The 19,462-nt window shown below is 58.6% G+C and carries 17 protein-coding genes; 1 reads left to right on the top strand and 16 read right to left on the bottom strand.

The annotated features are described in order from the left end of the window. Positions 1-46: 46 nt before the first annotated feature. The 16 genes from dnaE to rpsB all read right to left on the bottom strand — a co-directional run bounded on the left by dnaE (position 47) and on the right by rpsB (position 18,287). Positions 47-3,568, bottom strand: coding sequence for a DNA polymerase III subunit alpha (gene dnaE, locus EJD88_RS01005; protein WP_158876290.1), 3,522 nt, complete (start codon positions 3,566-3,568; stop codon positions 47-49). A gap of 75 nt (positions 3,569-3,643) precedes the next feature. Beyond that, on the bottom strand, positions 3,644-4,276 hold the full coding sequence (rnhB, locus tag EJD88_RS01010) for a ribonuclease HII (RefSeq protein WP_099583348.1): 633 nt from the start codon (positions 4,274-4,276) through the stop codon (positions 3,644-3,646). Next, complete coding sequence (gene lpxB, locus EJD88_RS01015) at positions 4,273-5,412, bottom strand: lipid-A-disaccharide synthase (RefSeq protein ID WP_158876292.1); 1,140 nt, start codon at positions 5,410-5,412, stop codon at positions 4,273-4,275. Before lpxB ends, rnhB begins: the two co-directional genes overlap by 4 nt. Before the next feature lie 2 nt (positions 5,413-5,414). Next, positions 5,415-6,191, bottom strand: a complete 777-nt coding sequence (gene lpxA / locus EJD88_RS01020) for an acyl-ACP--UDP-N-acetylglucosamine O-acyltransferase (RefSeq protein ID WP_099583350.1) — start codon at positions 6,189-6,191, stop codon at positions 5,415-5,417. After that, complete coding sequence (gene fabZ, locus EJD88_RS01025; RefSeq protein ID WP_003172281.1) at positions 6,188-6,628, bottom strand: 3-hydroxyacyl-ACP dehydratase FabZ; 441 nt, start codon at positions 6,626-6,628, stop codon at positions 6,188-6,190. Before fabZ ends, lpxA begins: the two co-directional genes overlap by 4 nt. Positions 6,629-6,739: 111 nt before the next feature. Beyond that, complete coding sequence (gene lpxD, locus EJD88_RS01030; RefSeq protein WP_158876294.1) at positions 6,740-7,795, bottom strand: UDP-3-O-(3-hydroxymyristoyl)glucosamine N-acyltransferase; 1,056 nt, start codon at positions 7,793-7,795, stop codon at positions 6,740-6,742. Between the two features lie 3 nt (positions 7,796-7,798). Beyond that, complete coding sequence (locus EJD88_RS01035) at positions 7,799-8,302, bottom strand: OmpH family outer membrane protein (RefSeq protein ID WP_003172279.1); 504 nt, start codon at positions 8,300-8,302, stop codon at positions 7,799-7,801. Positions 8,303-8,347: 45 nt separating this feature from the next. Further along, positions 8,348-10,735, bottom strand: a complete 2,388-nt coding sequence (gene bamA, locus EJD88_RS01040; RefSeq protein WP_099583352.1) for an outer membrane protein assembly factor BamA — start codon at positions 10,733-10,735, stop codon at positions 8,348-8,350. Between the two features lie 74 nt (positions 10,736-10,809). After that, complete coding sequence (gene rseP, locus EJD88_RS01045) at positions 10,810-12,162, bottom strand: sigma E protease regulator RseP (RefSeq protein ID WP_099583353.1); 1,353 nt, start codon at positions 12,160-12,162, stop codon at positions 10,810-10,812. 53 nt (positions 12,163-12,215) lie between these two features. Next, positions 12,216-13,406: a 1-deoxy-D-xylulose-5-phosphate reductoisomerase gene (gene ispC / locus EJD88_RS01050; protein ID WP_099583354.1), complete on the bottom strand. Its 1,191-nt coding sequence runs from the start codon at positions 13,404-13,406 to the stop codon at positions 12,216-12,218. Then, positions 13,403-14,212, bottom strand: coding sequence for a phosphatidate cytidylyltransferase (locus EJD88_RS01055; RefSeq protein ID WP_099583355.1), 810 nt, complete (start codon positions 14,210-14,212; stop codon positions 13,403-13,405). The genes ispC and EJD88_RS01055 overlap by 4 nt, the downstream gene beginning before the upstream one ends. Next, positions 14,213-14,968, bottom strand: a complete 756-nt coding sequence (gene uppS, locus EJD88_RS01060) for a polyprenyl diphosphate synthase (protein ID WP_099583356.1) — start codon at positions 14,966-14,968, stop codon at positions 14,213-14,215. Between the two features lie 17 nt (positions 14,969-14,985). Beyond that, positions 14,986-15,543, bottom strand: a complete 558-nt coding sequence (gene frr / locus EJD88_RS01065) for a ribosome recycling factor (protein WP_158876296.1) — start codon at positions 15,541-15,543, stop codon at positions 14,986-14,988. Continuing rightward, the gene (gene pyrH / locus EJD88_RS01070; RefSeq protein ID WP_003189161.1) at positions 15,540-16,283 is read right to left on the bottom strand and encodes a UMP kinase; all 744 of its coding nucleotides are present in this window, start codon (positions 16,281-16,283) and stop codon (positions 15,540-15,542) included. Before pyrH ends, frr begins: the two co-directional genes overlap by 4 nt. Positions 16,284-16,493: 210 nt before the next feature. Next, positions 16,494-17,357, bottom strand: coding sequence for a translation elongation factor Ts (tsf, locus tag EJD88_RS01075; RefSeq protein WP_099583358.1), 864 nt, complete (start codon positions 17,355-17,357; stop codon positions 16,494-16,496). A 192-nt stretch (positions 17,358-17,549) separates the two neighbouring features. Then, the gene (gene rpsB, locus EJD88_RS01080; protein WP_102061743.1) at positions 17,550-18,287 is read right to left on the bottom strand and encodes a 30S ribosomal protein S2; all 738 of its coding nucleotides are present in this window, start codon (positions 18,285-18,287) and stop codon (positions 17,550-17,552) included. Between the two features lie 387 nt (positions 18,288-18,674). Between rpsB and map the strand changes: the two genes are divergently transcribed. After that, positions 18,675-19,457, top strand: a complete 783-nt coding sequence (gene map / locus EJD88_RS01085; protein ID WP_158876298.1) for a type I methionyl aminopeptidase — start codon at positions 18,675-18,677, stop codon at positions 19,455-19,457. Positions 19,458-19,462: the final 5 nt, after the last annotated feature.

Below are 19,462 nucleotides of genomic sequence, written 5' to 3' on the forward strand. Positions count from 1 at the left end.
TTCAGGTCGAGATTAAATGTTCAGCCGAGGTCAGACGTGCTGACCGTCAGCGGTATTGGAGGAAGACGTTGTCTCGGCCGAACTGGTCACGCAAAGCTTGAATCAAGCCATCAGCAGGATCAATTCGCCAGGTCTCGCCGAACTGCAACATGGCCTTGGCGTCATTGCCGGTGTACTCCATGGTCACCGGGCATGCGCCACGGTGGCGCTTGAGCAGGTCGCCCAACCAGCGTAGCTGATCGCCCTTGAGCGCCTCGGTCTTGACCTTCAAACGCAGGCTTTCAGCCAGGTTGGTACGTGCATCTTCCATGCTCATTACCCGCTTGATACGCAGGCGCAGGCCACCGGAGAAGTCATCGTTGCTGACCTCCCCCTCCACCACCACCATGGCATCGGTCTGCAGCAGCGATTGCGCCGAATGGAAGGCGTCGGCAAACAGCGACGCCTCGATGCGACCCGAACGGTCGTCGAGGGTGATGAAACCCATCTTGTCGCCCTTCTTATTTTTCATCACCCGCAGGGCGATGATCATGCCCGCGACGGTTTGGGTGTCCCGCGCCGGTTTCAGGTCGATGATGCGCTGGCGGGCGAAACGGCGGATCTCGCCTTCGTATTCGTCAATCGGGTGACCGGTGAGGTAAAGGCCCAAGGTGTCTTTTTCACCCTTGAGACGTTCCTTGAGGGTCAATTCCTTGGCCTTGCGGTGGTTGCCGTACACGTCCGCGTCTTCTTCGACGAACAACCCGCCAAACAGGTCGGCATGGCCGCTGTCATGGGTGCGGGCAGTCTGTTCGGCAGCCTTGATCGCTTCCTCCATGGCGGTCAGCAGCACCGCGCGGTTGCGGTCGATATTCGCCTGGTAGGCTTTCGGCTCGTCGTGGAAGTACGGGCCAAGACGGTCCAGCGCGCCGCTGCGGATCAAGCCATCAAGGGTTCGCTTGTTGATACGCTTGAGGTCAACCCGTGCGCAGAAGTCGAACAGGTCCTTGAACGGCCCGTCCTGACGCGCTTCGGTGATCGCCTCCACCGGGCCTTCGCCCACGCCCTTGATCGCGCCCAGGCCGTAAATGATGCGGCCTTCGTCGTTCACCGTGAACTTGAACTCCGAGGCGTTCACGTCCGGTGCATCGAGGCGCAGCTTCATGGTGCGCACTTCCTCGATCAAGGTCACGACCTTGTCGGTGTTGTGCATATCCGCCGAGAGTACCGCCGCCATGAACGGCGCCGGGTAGTGGGCTTTCAGCCACGCGGTCTGGTACGACACCAGGCCGTAGGCGGCGGAGTGGGATTTGTTGAAGCCATAACCGGCGAATTTTTCCACCAGGTCGAAAATGTTACCGGCCAGGTCGGCATCGATATTGTTGGTGGCGCAACCTTCAATGAAACCGCCGCGCTGCTTGGCCATTTCCTCGGGTTTCTTTTTACCCATGGCTCGACGCAGCATGTCCGCGCCGCCGAGGGTGTAGCCCGCCATGACCTGGGCGATCTGCATCACCTGTTCCTGGTACAGGATGATGCCGTAGGTCGGCGCCAGTACGGGCTTGAGGCCTTCGTACTGATAGTCGGAGTGCGGGTACGCCAATTCGGCGCGGCCGTGCTTACGGTTGATGAAGTCGTCAACCATGCCCGATTGCAGTGGGCCCGGACGGAACAGGGCCACCAGTGCGATCAAGTCTTCCAGGCAGTCGGGCTTGAGCTTTTTGATCAGCTCTTTCATGCCCCGCGACTCAAGCTGGAACACTGCGGTCGTTTCAGCTTTTTGCAGCAACTGGTACGTCGGCTTGTCGTCCAGTGGGATGAACGCAATATCCAGCGGCTCTTCGTCGACCTTGGCGCGCTCGCGGTTGATGGTCTTGAGCGCCCAGTCGATGATGGTCAGCGTCCGCAGGCCGAGGAAGTCGAACTTCACCAGGCCAGCCGCCTCCACGTCGTCCTTGTCGAACTGGGTCACCAGGCCGCCGCCCTCTTCGTCGCAATAGATCGGCGAAAAGTCAGTGAGCTTGGTCGGCGCAATTACCACGCCACCCGCGTGTTTACCGACGTTACGCACCACGCCTTCGAGCTTGCGGGCCATGTCCCAGATTTCAGCGGCTTCTTCATCGATCTTGATGAAGTCACGCAGGATTTCTTCCTGCTCGTAGGCCTTTTCCAGGGTCATGCCGACTTCGAACGGGATCATCTTCGACAGGCGGTCGGCCAGGCCGTAGGACTTGCCCTGCACTCGCGCCACGTCGCGGATAACCGCTTTGGCGGCCATGGAACCGAAGGTGATGATCTGGCTGACGGCATTGCGGCCATATTTCTCGGCCACGTATTCGATCACACGGTCGCGACCGTCCATGCAGAAGTCGACGTCGAAGTCGGGCATGGAAACCCGTTCCGGGTTGAGGAACCGTTCGAACAGCAGGTCATATTCCAGGGGGTCGAGGTCGGTGATCTTCTGTACATAGGCCACCAGCGAGCCGGCGCCCGACCCACGGCCAGGGCCGACGGGCACGCCGTTGCTTTTAGCCCACTGGATAAAGTCCATTACGATCAGGAAGTAACCGGGGAACCCCATCTGGATGATGATATCCAGCTCGAAATTGAGCCGGTCGACATACACCTGGCGCTTGGCTTCATAGTCCTCGGTGGTGTCCTTGGGCAGCAGCACGGTGAGCCGCTCTTCCAGGCCATCGAACGACACCTTGCGGAAATACTCATCGATGGTCATGCCATCGGGGATCGGAAAGTTGGGCAGGAAGTGCTTGCCCAGCTTCACTTCAATGTTGCAGCGCTTGGCAATCTCGACGGAGTTTTCCAGGGCCTCGGGCAGGTCGCTGAACAGCTCGGCCATCTCGTCGGCGCTTTTGAGGTATTGCTCTTCGCTGTAGTTTTTCGAGCGACGCGGGTCATCCAGGGCCCGGCCTTCGCCGATACACACCCGAGTTTCGTGGGCTTCGAAATCTTCCTTCTTGATAAAGCGCACATCGTTGGTAGCAACCAGTGGCGCGCCCAGCTTATCGGCCAGGGCTACCGCGGCGTGCAGGTGCTCTTCATCATTGGGGCGATTAGTGCGCTGCACTTCGAGGTAGAAACGGTCGGGGAAGACCTGCATCCACTCCTTGGTCAGCACTTCGGCTTCCTGGGGGTTGCCGCCCAGCAGCGCAAGGCCAATCTCACCCTCTTTAGCGGCCGACAGCATGATCAGGCCTTCGCTGGCCTCGGCGACCCATTCACGCTCGATAATGATCGAACCGTTGCGCTGACCATCGATAAAGCCGCGGGAAATCAGTTCCGTGAGGTTGCGATAACCGACGCCGTTCATCGCCAGCAGGCTGATGCGGCTAAGCGCGTTATCCGGATCTTTATTGGACAACCACAGGTCGGCGCCGCAGATGGGCTTGATGCCGGCGCCCATGGCGTTCTTGTAGAACTTGACCAGGGAACACATGTTGTTCTGATCGGTCACCGCCACCGCAGGCATGTTCATGCCCACCAGGGTTTTGACCAGGGGTTTGATCCGTACCAGGCCGTCGACCAGGGAGTACTCAGTGTGCAGGCGCAGGTGAACGAATGAAGCCGGCATAGTGATCCTGTCTTATACGTGGAAACAACAAGGCCCGGATTGTACCGGGCCTTGGCAAAAACATCAGCCTCGCGACTACACCTCGCTGAGACTCTCCCGCGCCTCGTAAGCCAGGCGTACCGGGGCAAACGAGCGGCGGTGGATCGGCGTGGGGCCGAGCCGGGCCAGGGCTTCCAGATGAACGGGCGTCGGATAGCCCTTATGCCCACCGATGCCGTAGCCAGGGTAGATCAACTCGAACGCCGCCATTTCCCGGTCACGGCTGACCTTGGCCAGGATCGAAGCCGCGGCGATGGCCGGGACCTTGCTGTCACCCTTGACCACCGCCTCGGCCGCCATCGCCAGTTTAGGGCAGCGGTTGCCGTCGATCATCGCGAGCTTGGGCGTGATGTGCAGGCCTTCAACGGCACGCTGCATGGCGAGCATGGTGGCGTGAAGGATGTTCAACTCATCGATTTCCTCGACTTCGGCCCGGGCAATATGCCAGCTCAGGGCTTTCTCACAGATCTCGTCGTAGAGCTTTTCGCGGCGCGCTTCGGTGAGCTTCTTCGAATCATTCAGGCCGAGGATCGGACGGTTCGGGTCAAGAATCACCGCTGCCGTGACCACAGCGCCGCACAGGGGGCCGCGCCCTACTTCGTCAACACCGGCCACCAGTTCGTCGGCTTGGGCAACGAGGCTGAAATCCAGGCCCATTTGCGTACTCATAAAGCTTCCTGTTTGTGGCCGATCAAGGTCAATACGGCATCCGCCGCCTGGTTCGATGCGTCACGGCGCAGGGTGCGATGAATCTCATCAAACCCTCGGGTCTGTTCTTCGCCGCCATCGATCAATGGCAGCAGTGTCTGTGCCAAGGCCTCGGGTGTTGCATCGTCCTGCAACAACTCCGGCACCAACAGGCGTTGGGCCAGCAAGTTGGGCAAAGAGATATAGGGACTTTTGACCATGCGCTTGAGAATCCAGAAGGTCAGCGCCGCCAGGCGATACGCCACGACCATCGGACGCTTGTAGAGCAAGGCTTCCAGGGTGGCCGTGCCTGAGGCAATCAGCACCGCATCGCAGGCCGCCAGGGCCAGGTGCGATTGGCCATCGAGCAGGGTCAACGGCAGGTTGCGACCTTCCAGCAGCGTTTCGATCTGCGCACGGCGCTGCGGGCTGGCACAGGGCAATACGAAACGCACACCCGGCTTCAAGGCTTGCAGGCGTTCGGCGGCATCGAAGAACACGCTGGCCAGCCGGCCGACTTCGCCACCCCGACTGCCCGGCATCAACGCGACAAGCGGGCCATCGGGCAAGCCCAACTGCGCGCGGGCCGCTGCACGATCCGCCTGTAACGGGATGTCGTCCGCCAGGGTATGCCCGACAAACCGCACCGGCACGCCCTGTTCTTCGTAGAACCTGGCCTCGAACGGCAGCAGGGTCAACATCAGGTCACAGCCTTCACGGATCTTCAGCACACGTTTCTGTCGCCATGCCCACACGGAGGGGCTGACGTAATGCACGGTCTTGATCCCGGCCTGACGCAACTTGAGTTCGATATTGAGGGTGAAGTCCGGCGCGTCGATTCCGATGAAGACGTCGGGCTTTTCTTCGATCAGGGTCTGAATCAGCAGCTTGCGGCGCGCCAACAGCTCACGCAGGCGACCCAGCACTTCCACCAACCCCATGACCGACAGGCGCTCCATGGGAAAGTAGGACACAAGGCCTTCAGCCTGCATCAGCGGACCACCGACGCCGATAAACTCCACCGCAGGATGCTGGGCCTTGAGGGCTCGCATAAGACCTGCGCCCAGAATATCGCCGGAAGCTTCTCCGGCCACCAGCGCAATACGCAGATTGGCCATGATCAGCGGGTGATGCCGCGGGTCGATGCCTGGATCGAATCACGGAACACCGCGACTTCCGGGAACAACGCTGCCGGCTCGGTCAGTTGGGCCAACGCCTGGTCAACCGTCAGCCCCTGGCGGTAAACCACCTTGTAGGCACGGCGCAGGGCATGGATGGCCTCTTCGCTGAAGCCACGACGGCGCATGCCTTCGAAGTTCATGCTGCGGGCTTCGGCGGGGTTGCCGAACACCGTGACGAACGCAGGGACGTCCTTGCCAATGGCGGTGCCCATGCCAGAAAAACTGTGGGCGCCGATATGGCAGTACTGATGCACCAGGGTGAAACCAGACAGGATCGCCCAGTCGTCAACGTGCACATGGCCAGCCAACGCCGTGTTGTTGACCAGGATGCAGTGGTTGCCGATCACGCTGTCGTGGCCGATATGGGCATAAGCCATGACCAGGTTGTGATCACCCAGAGTGGTCTCGGCACGATCCTGCACGGTGCCACGGTGAATGGTCACGCCTTCACGGATGATGTTGTGATCACCGATTACCAAGCGTGTCTCTTCACCCTTGTACTTCATGTCCGGGGTGTCTTCGCCTACCGAGGAAAACTGGTAGATGCGATTGTGTTTGCCAATGCGGGTCGGACCTTTGAGGATCACGTGCGGCCCGATGACAGTCCCCTCGCCGATTTCCACACCTGCGCCGATGATCGACCAAGGGCCGACCTCAACGTCGGCGGCCAGAACGGCCGACGGATCGATGATTGCGCGAGGGTCAATCAAACTCATAGTTTGCGTTCCGCACAGATGATCTCGGCAGAGCACACCGGCTTGCCGTCCACCGAGGCCTGGCATTCGAACTTCCAGATCTGGCGCTTGCAACTGATGAACTTGGCTTCCAGGATCAACTGGTCACCCGGGGTGACCGGATTGCGGAAACGCAACTTGTCGGAGCCCACGAAATAGTAAAGCGTGCCGTCGGCAGGCTTGAGGTCAAGCATTTTGAAACCAAGGATACCGGCAGCCTGGGCCATCGCTTCGATGATCAACACGCCCGGCATGATGGGATGCGCGGGAAAGTGACCATTGAAGAACGGTTCGTTGATGCTGACATTCTTGTAGGCACGAATGCGCTTTTCCTCAACATTGAGGTCCACTACGCGGTCCACCAGCAGGAACGGGTAACGGTGAGGCAGGTATTCGCGAATCTCGTTGATGTCCATCATTTCGGGGGGAAGCCTGTAATAAAGATTGGGGGCGGGCGACTAAACGCACGCCCCGCTAGCAAATCAAGGAGGCAAGTCTAGCGGCTGTGCACACTTGATATGGAAATGGTATCAGCCTTCTGATGAAGCATTACCGCCAGGGGTCACGTCCCCAACACGCTTTTCCAGCTGTTTGAGACGTCGAGCCATGTCGTCGAGCTGCCTCAACCGTGCTGCACTCTTGCGCCATTCAGCCGCAGGCTGCATGGCGGTACCGGATGAATAGGCCCCCGGCTCGGTAATCGAGTGGGTCACCATGGTCATGCCGGTGATGAAAACGTTGTCGCAAATATCGATATGCCCCACCAGCCCGACGCCACCGGCAAGCATGCAATGCTTACCGATCCTGGTGCTGCCGGAAATCCCCACGCACGCCGCCATGGCGGTGTGATCGCCAATCTGCACGTTGTGGGCAATCTGGATCTGGTTGTCGAGCTTCACACCGTTGCCGATCACGGTATCGGCCAAGGCCCCGCGATCGACAGCTGTGTTGACACCGATTTCCACGTCGTCGCCGATCAAAACGCCGCCGACCTGGGCAATCTTGTTCCAGATACCTTTGGAGTTGGCAAAACCGAAGCCCTCCCCGCCGATCACAGCACCTGACTGAATGACCACACGCTCACCGATACGCACATCGTGGTACAGGGTCACGCGGGGTGCCAGCCAGCCATCGGCACCGATTTCACAGCGCGCACCAATAAAGCAATGCGCACCAACGGTTACACCGGCCGCAATGCGCGCACCACTCTCGATCACCGCAAAGGCGCCAACGCTCGCGCCAGGATCAACCTGGGCATCATCGGCGATCACCGCCGACGGGTGAATACCGCTGGCTGCCTTGGGTTTCGGATCGAACAGGTGCGACACCTGCGCATAGGCCAGGTACGGATCAGCTACCACCAGCGCATCCCCGGCAAACCCTTCGGCGTCAGCAGCCTTGAGCAATACGGCTGCGGCTTGGCTGTCGACGAGGTATTTACGGTATTGAGGGTTTGCGAGGAAGCTCAACTGAGCTGGGCCAGCCTCCTGCAAGGTGGCTAGCCCAGTGATTTCCTTCTCCTGGGAGCCACGCAAGGTGGCCCCCAGGAACTCGGCCAACTCGCCGAGCTTGATAGTCGCGATCATGGCTTACTTCAGCTGGTTCATGCGCTCGATCACCTGACGGGTGATGTCGTATTGAGGCTTGACGTCGATCACTGCGCCACGCTCGAACACCAGGTCAAAGGCACCTTTCTTGATGACTTCTTCCACAGCGCTGTCGAGTTTTGGCTTGAGCTGCTTGAGCATTTCACGGTCGGCAACAGCCTTGGCTTCGTTCAGTTCCTTGGATTGGAACTGGTAGTCGCGGGCCTTTTGCTTGAATTCAAGCTCCAGGCGCTCGCGCTCGCCTTGCTGCATTTTATCGCCACCGGCTACCAGACGATCCTGGATGCCCTTGGCGCTGCTTTCCAGTGTCTTGAGCTTGGTCAGTTGCGGACCGAATTTCTTCTCGGCATCCACGGCGTATTTCTTGGCCGCGTCGGACTCCAGCAATGCCATCTGATAGTTCAGGACGGCGATTTTCATTTCGGCGAAGGCCGGGGTGGTTACCAGCACGGTGGCCAGCAGAACCAATTGAGTCAACTTACGCACGATGTACTCCTACAGAATCCGTTGTCGTTATCTTGGGTCAGACGCTTAGAACGTCTGGCCGAGGGAGAATTGGAAAATCTGGGTTTCAGCGTTATCCGGTTTCTTGATCGGCATGGCCAGAGCAAAGCTCAACGGGCCAAGCGCAGTCACCCATGTCACGCCAACACCCACGGAGCTCGCCAGGTTGCTGAGGCTCACGTCGTTGCATTGAGTCTTGGACTTCACGCCGCTTGGGTTGGTGATCTGCTCACACTTGGAGTCGAACACGTTACCCACGTCCCAGAAGACCGAAGTACGCAGGGATCGCTGATCTTTGACGAACGGCAGCGGGAACAGAATTTCCGCACCACCCTGGATCAACACGTTACCACCGAATGGCAGCGGGTCATCGTCCGAGTCGACGACAGTGCCCGAGTTACCGGTCACACCTGCACCACGGCTCGGCGTACCACGCGGGCCCAAGGTGCTGTCCTTGAAGCCACGTACCGAGTTGAAACCACCGGCGTAGTAGTTCTCATAGAACGGCAAGCCGTTGGTCGAACCATAACCATCGCCATAACCCAGCTCAGTGTGCAGGCGCATGGTGTAGTTATCGCTCAGCGGCTGGAACAACTGGCCACGGTAGTCGAGTTTGAAGAACGACAGGTCGCTGCCCGGCGTGGTGGTTTCCAGGGTGAGGCTCTGGGAGTGACCACGGGTCGCCAGTACACCTTTGTTCAGGGTCGACTCGGACCAGCCGGCAGACGCCTTGAAGTTCAGGAACTTGTCACCTTCACGACGGGTGAAGTCGAAGATTTCGTCCACGGTGTAGACACCGGTCTTGATCTCATCCTGCTGCGCGGTCAGGCCGAAGGTCAGACGCGAGGTTTCGCTGATCGGGTAGCCAACGTTGACACCCGCGCCGAGGCTGTCGATCGCATAGCTTGCAACGTCAACATCGAGGTCTTTGTAGTCGGTGGTGCGGTAGAAGGCGTTGTAGCCCAGGCTCACACCGTCAGCAGTCCAGTAGGGGTCGGTATAACCGAAGTTATAGCGGCTCTGGTATTCGCTGCGGGTCAGGCCGATGGAGACACGGTTACCGGTACCGAGGAAGTTGTTCTGGGTGATGGACCCACCCAGGATCAGGCCCGCGCTCTGCGCAAAACCGACGCTGGCGGTGATGGAACCCGACGCTTGTTCCTCTACGGCGTAATTCACGTCAACCTGGTCATCCACGCCCGGTACAGCCGGGGTTTCGACGTTGACTTCCTTGAAGAAGCCCAGGCGTTCAAGACGGGTCTTGGACTGGTCGATCAGGTACGTCGACGCCCAGCCACCTTCCATCTGGCGCATTTCACGGCGCAGCACTTCGTCCGCAGACTTGGTGTTGCCACGGAAGTTGATGCGGTTCACGTAGGCACGCTTGCCTGGGTCAACCACGAAGGTGATGTCCACAGTGTGGTCATCATCGTGCGGGGTCGGTACGCCGTTGACGTTGGCGAAGGTATAGCCTTCGTTACCCAGGCGACGGGTGATCAGTTCGGACGTGGTGGTCATCAGCTTGCGCGAGAACACTTGGTCTTTCTGAACCAGCAGCAGGGCCTTGACCTGGTCTTCAGGCACTTTCAAGTCGCCGCTCAGCTTGACGTCACGAACCTTGTACTTCTCGCCTTCGTTGACGTTGACGGTGATGTAGACGTGCTTCTTGTCCGGGGTGATGGACACCTGGGTCGAAGCGATATCCATATTGATATAGCCACGATCCAGGTAGTACGAACGCAGACGCTCCAGGTCACCGGAGAGTTTCTCACGGGCGTACTTGTCATCGTTCTTGAAGAACGACAGCCAGTTGGTGGTCTTGAGCTCGAACAGGTCGATCAGGTCTTCATCAGCAAACTTGGTGTTGCCCACCACGTTGATGTGCTGAATGGCCGCCACGGTGCCTTCGTTGATATTGACCTTCAGGCCGACACGGTTACGAGGCTGCGGGACCACTTCCGTTTCCACGGTCGCGGAGTAGCGACCCTGGGCAACGTACTGACGCTGCAGTTCGTTACGTACACCTTCAAGGGTGGCACGCTGGAAGATCTCGCCCTCGGCCAGGCCGGATTGCTTGAGGCCCTTCATGAGGTCTTCAGTAGAGATCGCCTTGTTGCCCTCGATCTCGATACTGGCGACGGAAGGTCGCTCGACAACAGTGATGACCAGGACGTTACCTTCGCGCCCCAGTTGGATGTCTTGAAAGAAACCGGTTTTGAACAGCGCACGAGTGGATTCCACCAGGCGACGGTCATCAGCCTGTTCACCGACGTTCAACGGTAACGCACCAAAGACGCTACCCGCGGAAACCCGCTGGAGGCCGTTGACGCGAATATCGGAGATGGTGAAGGACTCGGCGTGAACTTCGGCGATCATCAATACGGTGAGAACCGCAGTTAGCAGCAGACGTTTCATGAAGTCCTTTCTTATTCCAACTGGCAATAAACAAACTGCCGCAAAATGCGGCAGATTCGCAATTCAGCGAAGCGTTACAGTCGACCCAGATCGTTGACAAGGGCTAACAACATCACCCCGACCACCAAACTGATACCGATCTGTATCCCCCAACCCTGCACCCGATCCGACAAGGGGCGACCACGCACCCACTCGACCAGATAAAACAACAGATGCCCCCCATCCAATACAGGAATGGGCAGCAAATTCAGAACACCCAGGCTAATACTCAGATAAGCCAGGAAATTCAGGAAATCCGCGACACCCGACTGGGCAGAAGCGCCCGCCACTTTAGCAATGGTTATCGGTCCACTCAAGTTTTTTACCGAGAGCTCGCCGAACAACATTTTCTTGAGGGATTCGAGGGTCAGCACACTCATGGTCCAGGTGCGTTTTGCACCCTCGCCAATTGCCGCCAACGGCCCGAAGCTGACCTCACGCACCATCGATGGCGGCCACTCGGGGCTCTTGACGCCAGCACCCAGGTAACCCCCGGCCGCCTTGGCTTCGCCACGTACCGCCAGGGTCACGGGGACGTCGATTTGAGCACCATCGCGCTCAACTTTCAGCACAATTTTGGTATCAGGGCGTACACGCACCAGATCGACCACTTGTTGCCATTCCCCCAGCGCCTGGCCATCGAGGGCCAGCAGGCGATCGCCGGTTTTCAGGCCTGCGGCCTGGGCCGGGCCCTTCGGATCCAGCTCGGCAAGCACCGGAGGCAGCGCAGGACGCCACGGACGGATACCCAGGGATTTGATCGGATCAGGCTCATCAGCGCCTTTGAGCCACTGATCCAAGGCCAACGAACGCGGGGTTTCAGCATTGGAATCCTGCTCACGCACCACGACATTGACGGTGCCGCTTTCACCCAAGCGGCGCACCAGTTGCAGATTGACCGCGCCCCACCCGGTGGTCGGCTCGCCATCTATAGAAACAATTTCCTGGCCGGCAACCAGACCTGCCTTGGCCGCGATACTGTCTGCCTCGACCGCGCCGATGACTGGACGCACCTGCTCGCTGCCGAGCATGGCCAAGACCCAGAAGAAGAACATTGCCAACAGGAAGTTGGCGATCGGGCCAGCAGCAACGATAGCGATACGCTGACGAACGGTCTTGCGATTGAAGGATTGATCCAATTGGTCAGCCGGCACTTCGCCTTCGCGCTCATCGAGCATCTTGACGTAGCCACCCAACGGGATGGCCGCAATCACGAACTCCGTACCATGACGGTCGTGCCAGCGAACCAGCGGCATGCCGAAACCGACGGAAAAACGCAGTACCTTGACGCCGCAACGACGCGCCACCCAGAAGTGGCCGAATTCGTGGAAGGTGACCAGCACACCCAGAGCAACCAGGGTGCCGACAATCATGTAAAGCGCACTCATCTAATTTCTCCGCATTCCAATCCAGTGCCTGAAGGCTCAAACGCGCCCACAGACTAACGCGTGTTGCGGCTCAACCATTGCTCGGCCAAGGTCCGCGCCTTGGAGTCCGCCTCAAATACTGCCCCAAGGTCATTCACAGCCACCACAGGCTCAAGACTCAGGACGTCCTCGATAATACTCGCGATCTGCGGAAAGCGGATGCGCCGTTCGAGAAACGCCGCCACCGCCACCTCGTTAGCCGCATTGAGCATCGCCGGCGCACTGTTACCCGCCTCTGCCGCGTGTCGCGCCAAGCGCAGACAAGGAAAGCGCTGCTCGTCCGGCGCTTCAAAGTCCAGGCGAGCGACTGCAAACAGGTCCAGAGGCGCCACACCGGAATCAATCCGCTCCGGCCAGGCCAGGGCGTTGGCGATCGGCGTGCGCATATCGGGATTGCCCAACTGGGCCAATACCGAACCGTCCACATAGTCGACCAGCGAATGAATCACGCTTTGCGGGTGGATGACCACCTCAACCTGGTCCGGCCGTGCGTCGAACAACCAGCAGGCCTCGATCAACTCCAGACCCTTGTTCATCATGCTGGCCGAATCCACGGAGATCTTGCGCCCCATGGACCAGTTCGGATGAGCGCACGCCTGATCCGGAGACACCTGCTCCAGGTCTGCCAGCGGAGTTTGTCGAAAAGGACCACCGGAGGCCGTGAGCAGAATCCGACGCACGCCAACCTGGCTCAAGCCACGGGCATAGTCACCGGGCATGCACTGGAAGATTGCGTTGTGCTCACTGTCCAGAGGCAGCAGCACGGCACCGCTTTTACGCACCGCCTGCATAAAGAGTGCACCGGACATCACCAGCGCTTCTTTATTGGCCAGCAGGATTTTTTTGCCCGCATCAACGGCAGCCAAGGTTGGGCGCAAGCCCGCGGCACCGACGATAGCGGCAACCACTGTATCGACTTGCGCATCGGCCGAGACCTGGCACAACCCCTCCTCGCCCACCAGCACCTGAGTGGCCAGCCCGGCAGCCCGCAAGTCATCCTGCAGACTGCGCGCCGCTGCCGCTTCAGGCACCACCGCAAAACGCGGCACGTGGCGTACACACAACGCCAGCAATTCGCTCAGGCGGGTGAATCCGGTCAGGGCAAACACTTGATAGCGGTCAGGGTGACGTGCGATCACGTCAAGGGTGCTCAACCCTACCGAGCCGGTTGCACCGAGCACGGTCACTTGTTGCAGACGGCTCACGAAGCAGTCATCCACAACAGCACGGCAAAGATCGGGATGGCAGCGGTAAGGCTGTCGATACGGTCCAGCACCCCGCCGTGGCCCGGCAGCAGGTTACTGCTGTCCTTGATCCCGGCCTGGCGCTTGAACATGCTTTCGGTGAGATCGCCCACAACCGAAATAAAGACGACGATGGCCGTGCCCAGCAGGGCGAGGAAGATGTCCGTGACCGACCAATCCCGTACAACGCCGACCACCAAGGTGATCAGCAGGGTCAATGCCAGACCGCCGTACACCCCTTCCCAACTCTTGCCCGGACTGACCGCCGGCGCCAGCTTGCGCTTGCCGAATGCCCGACCCGAGAAGTAGGCGCCGATATCCGCGCCCCACACCAGCACCATCACCGCCATGATCAGCCAATTGCCCATCGGCGCATTCTTGATCTCCACCAACCCTTGCCAGGCAGGCAACAGAATCAACAAGCCAATCACCAACTTGCTGGCCACACTGGACCAATGCCCGCTGCTGCGCGGGAACGTCAGCACCAGATAGGTCGCAAGCGCCCACCACAGCACCGCAGCGCCCAGCACCCAAGGGACGATGATGCTCGACAGGGTATGCATGAGAAACAGCAACACCGCCACCACTGCGGCATACGCCACGCGTGGCAACTGTGCGTTGAACCCTGCCAATCGCGCCCATTCCCAGGCACCAAGGGTTACAACCAGGCCAATAAACAGGGCAAAACCGGAACCGTCGAGCAGGAAAAACCCACACAAGGCGATCGGCAACAGGATCAGTGCTGTGATGATTCGTTGTTTAAGCATTTAAACCCGGGCTCCAGCTTCGACCTGCTCGCTCGTTTTACCGAAGCGACGTTGGCGGGAAGCGAAATCGGCCAGCGCGGTGCGCATGGCATCGTGTTTGAAGTCCGGCCAGAACAGGTCGGAGAAGTACAGCTCGGTGTAGGCCAACTGCCACAAGAGGAAGTTGCTGATGCGATGCTCGCCGCCGGTACGGATGCACAAGTCTGGCAACGGCAGGTCGCCGGTCACCAGGCAGGTTTGCAACAGCTCAGGCGTGATGTCGTCCGGCCGCAGATGACCGGCCTGCACTTCGCGAGCCAGCCGCTGCGCAGCTTGGGCGATATCCCACTGGCCGCCGTAATTGGCTGCGATCTGCAATACAAAACGGTTGGCGCCAGCCGTGATGGCCTCGGCTTCGCGCATGGCCGCCTGCAGTTCCGGGTGGAAGCGCGAGCGATCACCGATGATGCGCAGGCTGATATTGTTGTCGTTAAGACGCTTGGCCTCACGGCGCAACGCCTTGAAGAACAGATCCATCAAGGCGCTGACCTCTTCGGCAGGCCGCTGCCAGTTTTCACTGGAAAAGGCGAACAAGGTCAACACCTCGACCTTGGCCTCGGCACACACCTCAATCACAGCCCGCACCGCATCAACACCCGCTTTATGCCCGGCGACACCGGGCATAAAGCGTTTCTTCGCCCAGCGATTATTCCCATCCATGATGATCGCGACATGGCGCGGCACCACAGAGGGTACAGTCTGCTTGGTCTTTTCCATGAAGGCGTCCTGACCCCTTATACGGCCATCAGGTCCTTTTCTTTATCGTCGGTATCCTTGGTGATCTGGGCCTCGGCGTCCTTGGTCAGCTTTTCGATATCGGCAACGGCGCGACGCTCTTCGTCTTCGCTGATTTCCTTGTCCTTGACCAACTTCTTCAGGTCACCCAAGGCATCGCGACGGATGTTACGCACAGCAACGCGTGCATCTTCAGCTGCGCTACGCGCCTGCTTGGTGAAGCCCTTGCGGGTTTCCTCAGTCAGGGCTGGCATGGAGATCAACAGCAACTCACCCAGGTTGGTCGGGTTGAGGTTCAGGCCCGCGCTCTGGATTGCCTTGTCGACAGCACCGAGCATGTTGCGCTCGAAGGCAACAACTTGCAGGGTACGCGAATCCTTCACGGTCACGTTGGCCACACCGCTCAGCGGGGTGTCAGCACCGTAGTAAGGCACCATCACGCTACCCAGGATGCTTGGGTGGGCCTTGCCGGTACGGATCTGGCCAAATGCATGTTTCAGGGAGTCCAGGGATTTCTGCATACGCTCTTGAGCGTCTTTCTTGATTTCGTTGATCATTGTTGGCCTTCCTCGATCAGAGTCCCTTCTGCGCCGCCGTGTACGATATTCAGCAGGGCGCCGGGCTTGTTCATATTAAATACGCGCAGCGGCATCTTGTGGTCGCGGCACAGGCAAATAGCCGTCAGATCCATCACACCCAGCTTGCGATCCAGCACTTCATCGTAGGTCAGATGATCGAACTTCTCGGCATGCGGGTCTTTGAATGGGTCTGCGGTGTACACGCCATCTACCTTGGTCGCCTTCAGTACCACATCAGCATCGATTTCAATGGCACGCAAGCACGCCGCGGAATCAGTGGTAAAGAACGGGTTACCGGTACCGGCGGCGAAGATCACCACTTCTTTTGAGTTCAAATGACGCATGGCTTTGCGGCGATCATAGTGATCGGTCACACCTACCATGGAAATAGCCGACATCACGATAGCCGAGATATTGGCACGCTCCAGGGCATCACGCATCGCCAGGGCGTTCATCACAGTGGCCAGCATGCCCATGTGGTCGCCAGTGACCCGATCCATACCGGCCGCACTCAGTGCCGCGCCACGGAACAGGTTACCGCCACCGATCACCAGGCCGACTTGTACGCCGATGCCGACCAATTGGCCGACTTCCAGCGCCATGCGGTCGAGCACCTTGGGATCAATCCCGAACTCTTCCGAGCCCATCAGGGCCTCGCCGCTGAGCTTGAGTAGAATGCGTTTATAGCGAGCCTGATAACCACTGCCCTGCTGAGCCATTGCGAATCTCTCCTGCGGCGTATTTTTAAAAATTCTTGGCGAGCCGTTTACGGCTTGCGTTCACTCTAGCTGGACGCTGTCACAGCGCCATCGGAACACGGCTTTGTAAGCCAGTTCCGAGGGTAAGCCAAATAAATTCGGCCTGCCCATTTGAAAAGAGGCTGCGCGCGTGAGCGGGCAGCCTCTTTCGGGCGACAGTTGAAAACTGTCTTATTGCTTGGCGGCAGCCAGCTGGGCAGCAACTTCTTCAGCGAAGTTGTCGACCGGCTTCTCGATGCCTTCGCCTACTTTGAAGTAAGTGAAGGAAACGATTTCAGCACCGGCTTTCTTAGCCAGTTCGCCAACCTTGATTTCAGGGTTCTTGACGAACGCCTGCTCAACCAGGCTTGCTTCAGCCAGGAACTTGCTGATACGGCCTTTGACCATGTTCTCAACAATGTTTTCTGGCTTGCCTTTGATTTTTTCTTCGTTCAGCTGCAGGAACACAGCTTTTTCGCGCTCGATGGCTTCGGCAGAAACTTCCGAAGGCAGCAGGAACTCAGGGTTGCTGGCCGCTACGTGCATAGCGATGTCTTTGGCCAGTTCAACGTTGCCGCCTTTCAGGACAACTGCAACACCGATCTTGTTGCCGTGCAGGTAACCGCCAACAACATCACCTTCAACGCGTACCAGGCGACGGATGTTGACGTTTTCGCCAACCTTGCCGACCAGTACCAGGCGAGCAGCTTCTTGAGCCTCGATCAGCGGAGCGACGTCAGTCAGTTTGTCGGCGAACGCTTTTTCAACGCTGGCAGCAACAAATGCCTTGAAGTCGTCCTGCAGAGCCAGGAAGTCGGTCTGCGAGTTCACTTCCAGCAGAACGGCAGATTTGCCGTCTTCTTTCAGAGCGATAGCGCCTTCAGCAGCTACGTTGCCTGCTTTCTTGGCAGCCTTGATGGCGCCGGAAGCACGCATGTCATCAATGGCTTTTTCGATGTCGCCGTCAGCCTTTTCCAGGGCTTTCTTGCAATCCATCATGCCTTCGCCGGTACGCTCACGCAGTTCTTTAACCAACGCTGCAGTAATTGCTGCCATTTTCAAATTCCTCTTGGATAGGTTTTCAACCATTCCACCCGATCGAACGGGGGATCAATTCTTCCCGAACCACCCTTGTAGGCCGCTGCACGTTACAGATGATGTAGCTGCGCCGCTCACAAATGGTTTTCGAGGTGGCAAAAAGGGGGCCAAGCCCCCTTTTTGCTTACTGAGTCAACGCCAGGGCGTCAATTACTCAGCTGCGGCTACCGGAGCTTCTTCAACGAACTGCTCGGCACCACCAGCAACGTGGTTACGACCACGGATTACAGCGTCAGCCATCGAACCCATGTACAGCTGGATAGCGCGGATTGCGTCATCGTTGCCTGGGATGATGTAGTCAACGCCTTCCGGGCTGCTGTTGGTATCGACTACGCCGATAACAGGGATGCCCAGCTTGTTGGCTTCGGTGATCGCGATGCGCTCGTGATCAACGTCGATAACGAACAGTGCGTCAGGCAGACCGCCCATGTCCTTGATACCACCCAGGGAACGATCGAGCTTTTCCAGGTCACGGGAGCGCATCAGCGCTTCTTTCTTGGTCAGCTTGGCGAAAGTACCGTCTTCGGCTTGCACTTCAAGGTCACGCAGACGCTTGATGGAAGCACGGATGGTTTTGAAGTTGGTCAGCATGCCGCCCAACCAGCGGTGATCGACGTACGGCGAACCGCAACGTGCTGCTTCTTCAGCAACGATCTTGCCAGCGGAACGCTTGGTGCCGACGAACAGAATCTTGTTTTTGCCCTGGGCCAGGCGCTCTACGAAAGTCAGAGCTTCGTTGAACATTGGCAGGGTTTTTTCAAGGTTGATGATGTGGATCTTGTTACGCGCGCCGAAAATGTATTTACCCATTTTCGGGTTCCAGTAACGGGTCTGGTGACCGAAGTGCACACCGGCCTTCAGCATATCGCGCATGTTGACTTGGGACATGATAGTTCCTTAATAAGTCGGGTTTGGCCTCCACGTATCCCAATGACCAACCAGCGGCATCAAGGCCTCCGGCACCCAGGTCATCGTGTCGACACGTGTGTGGATTTAAGCTCTTCGGGGCATCCCCGGAAAGCGGCGCATTTTATACCACACGAAGGGCGAAAACGGAACCCGCAATCACATTTGGCGTGCGCGAGTGATGCGCAACCCTTTGAATAGAGCGGATATAGCCCCACCTCATAGATAGAAGCGATCGTCAGGGGCTCATGATTTGCCGCCCGCGTCTGTTAGAATCGCGTTTTTTGGGGCTTGTGCGAATTCTGTAACCTTTTGTCGCGCGCCCGTAAACCGTATTGATTTCAGCGCGCCGCGCTAGAGAGAGCCTGTATGACTGTTAGTTTGAAAACCGCCGAAGACATCGCCGGCATGCGCATTGCCGGTAAATTGGCTGCCGACGTACTGGAAATGATCGCTGAACACGTCAAGCCCGGCGTCACCACTGAAGAACTGAACCAGATCTGCCACGACTACATCGTCAACGTGCAGAAGGCTATCCCTGCCCCGCTCAACTACAAGGGCTTCCCCAAGTCGATCTGCACCTCGATCAACCACGTGGTCTGCCACGGCATCCCGTGCGACAAACCCCTGAAAGACGGCGACACCCTTAACATCGACGTCACCGTGATCAAGGACCGCTACTTCGGCGACACCAGCCGCATGTTCCACGTCGGCAACGTGCCGGTCTGGGCCGAGCGCCTGTCCCAGGTCACCCAGGAATGCATGTACAAGGCCATCGAAATCGTCAAGCCCGGCTGCCGCCTGGGCGATATCGGTGAAGTGATCCAGAAACACGCTGAAAAGAACGGTTTCTCGGTGGTACGTGATTTCTGTGGCCACGGCATCGGCACCGTATTCCATGAAGAACCGCAGATCCTGCACTACGGCCGCGCCGGCACCGGCATGGAGCTCAAGGCAGGCATGACCTTTACCATCGAGCCGATGATCAACCAGGGCAAGGCGGACACCAAGGTGCTGGGCGACGGCTGGACCGCCATCACCAAGGACCGCAAGCTCTCGGCCCAGTGGGAACACACCCTGCTGGTCACCGAAACCGGCTACGAGATCTTCACCCTGCGCGCCGACGACACGATCCCTCGCATTTCAGCTTGAAGGTT

This window comes from Pseudomonas sp. PB105, assembly GCF_009764655.1.
Classification (GTDB): domain Bacteria; phylum Pseudomonadota; class Gammaproteobacteria; order Pseudomonadales; family Pseudomonadaceae; genus Aquipseudomonas; species Aquipseudomonas cyclaminis.

Excerpts from the sequence above, each read along its gene's own strand:
- dnaE (WP_158876290.1), bottom strand. The coding sequence starts at position 3,568 with ATGCCGGCTTCATTCGTTCACCTGCGCCTGCACACTGAGTACTCCCTG.
- rnhB (WP_099583348.1), bottom strand. The coding sequence starts at position 4,276 with ATGAGTACGCAAATGGGCCTGGATTTCAGCCTCGTTGCCCAAGCCGAC.
- lpxB (WP_158876292.1), bottom strand. The coding sequence starts at position 5,412 with ATGGCCAATCTGCGTATTGCGCTGGTGGCCGGAGAAGCTTCCGGCGAT.
- lpxA (WP_099583350.1), bottom strand. The coding sequence starts at position 6,191 with ATGAGTTTGATTGACCCTCGCGCAATCATCGATCCGTCGGCCGTTCTG.
- fabZ (WP_003172281.1), bottom strand. The coding sequence starts at position 6,628 with ATGATGGACATCAACGAGATTCGCGAATACCTGCCTCACCGTTACCCG.
- lpxD (WP_158876294.1), bottom strand. The coding sequence starts at position 7,795 with ATGATCGCGACTATCAAGCTCGGCGAGTTGGCCGAGTTCCTGGGGGCC.
- bamA (WP_099583352.1), bottom strand. The coding sequence starts at position 10,735 with ATGAAACGTCTGCTGCTAACTGCGGTTCTCACCGTATTGATGATCGCC.
- rseP (WP_099583353.1), bottom strand. The coding sequence starts at position 12,162 with ATGAGTGCGCTTTACATGATTGTCGGCACCCTGGTTGCTCTGGGTGTG.
- EJD88_RS01055 (WP_099583355.1), bottom strand. The coding sequence starts at position 14,212 with ATGCTTAAACAACGAATCATCACAGCACTGATCCTGTTGCCGATCGCC.
- uppS (WP_099583356.1), bottom strand. The coding sequence starts at position 14,968 with ATGGAAAAGACCAAGCAGACTGTACCCTCTGTGGTGCCGCGCCATGTC.
- frr (WP_158876296.1), bottom strand. The coding sequence starts at position 15,543 with ATGATCAACGAAATCAAGAAAGACGCTCAAGAGCGTATGCAGAAATCC.
- pyrH (WP_003189161.1), bottom strand. The coding sequence starts at position 16,283 with ATGGCTCAGCAGGGCAGTGGTTATCAGGCTCGCTATAAACGCATTCTA.
- tsf (WP_099583358.1), bottom strand. The coding sequence starts at position 17,357 with ATGGCAGCAATTACTGCAGCGTTGGTTAAAGAACTGCGTGAGCGTACC.
- rpsB (WP_102061743.1), bottom strand. The coding sequence starts at position 18,287 with ATGTCCCAAGTCAACATGCGCGATATGCTGAAGGCCGGTGTGCACTTC.
- map (WP_158876298.1), top strand. The coding sequence starts at position 18,675 with ATGACTGTTAGTTTGAAAACCGCCGAAGACATCGCCGGCATGCGCATT.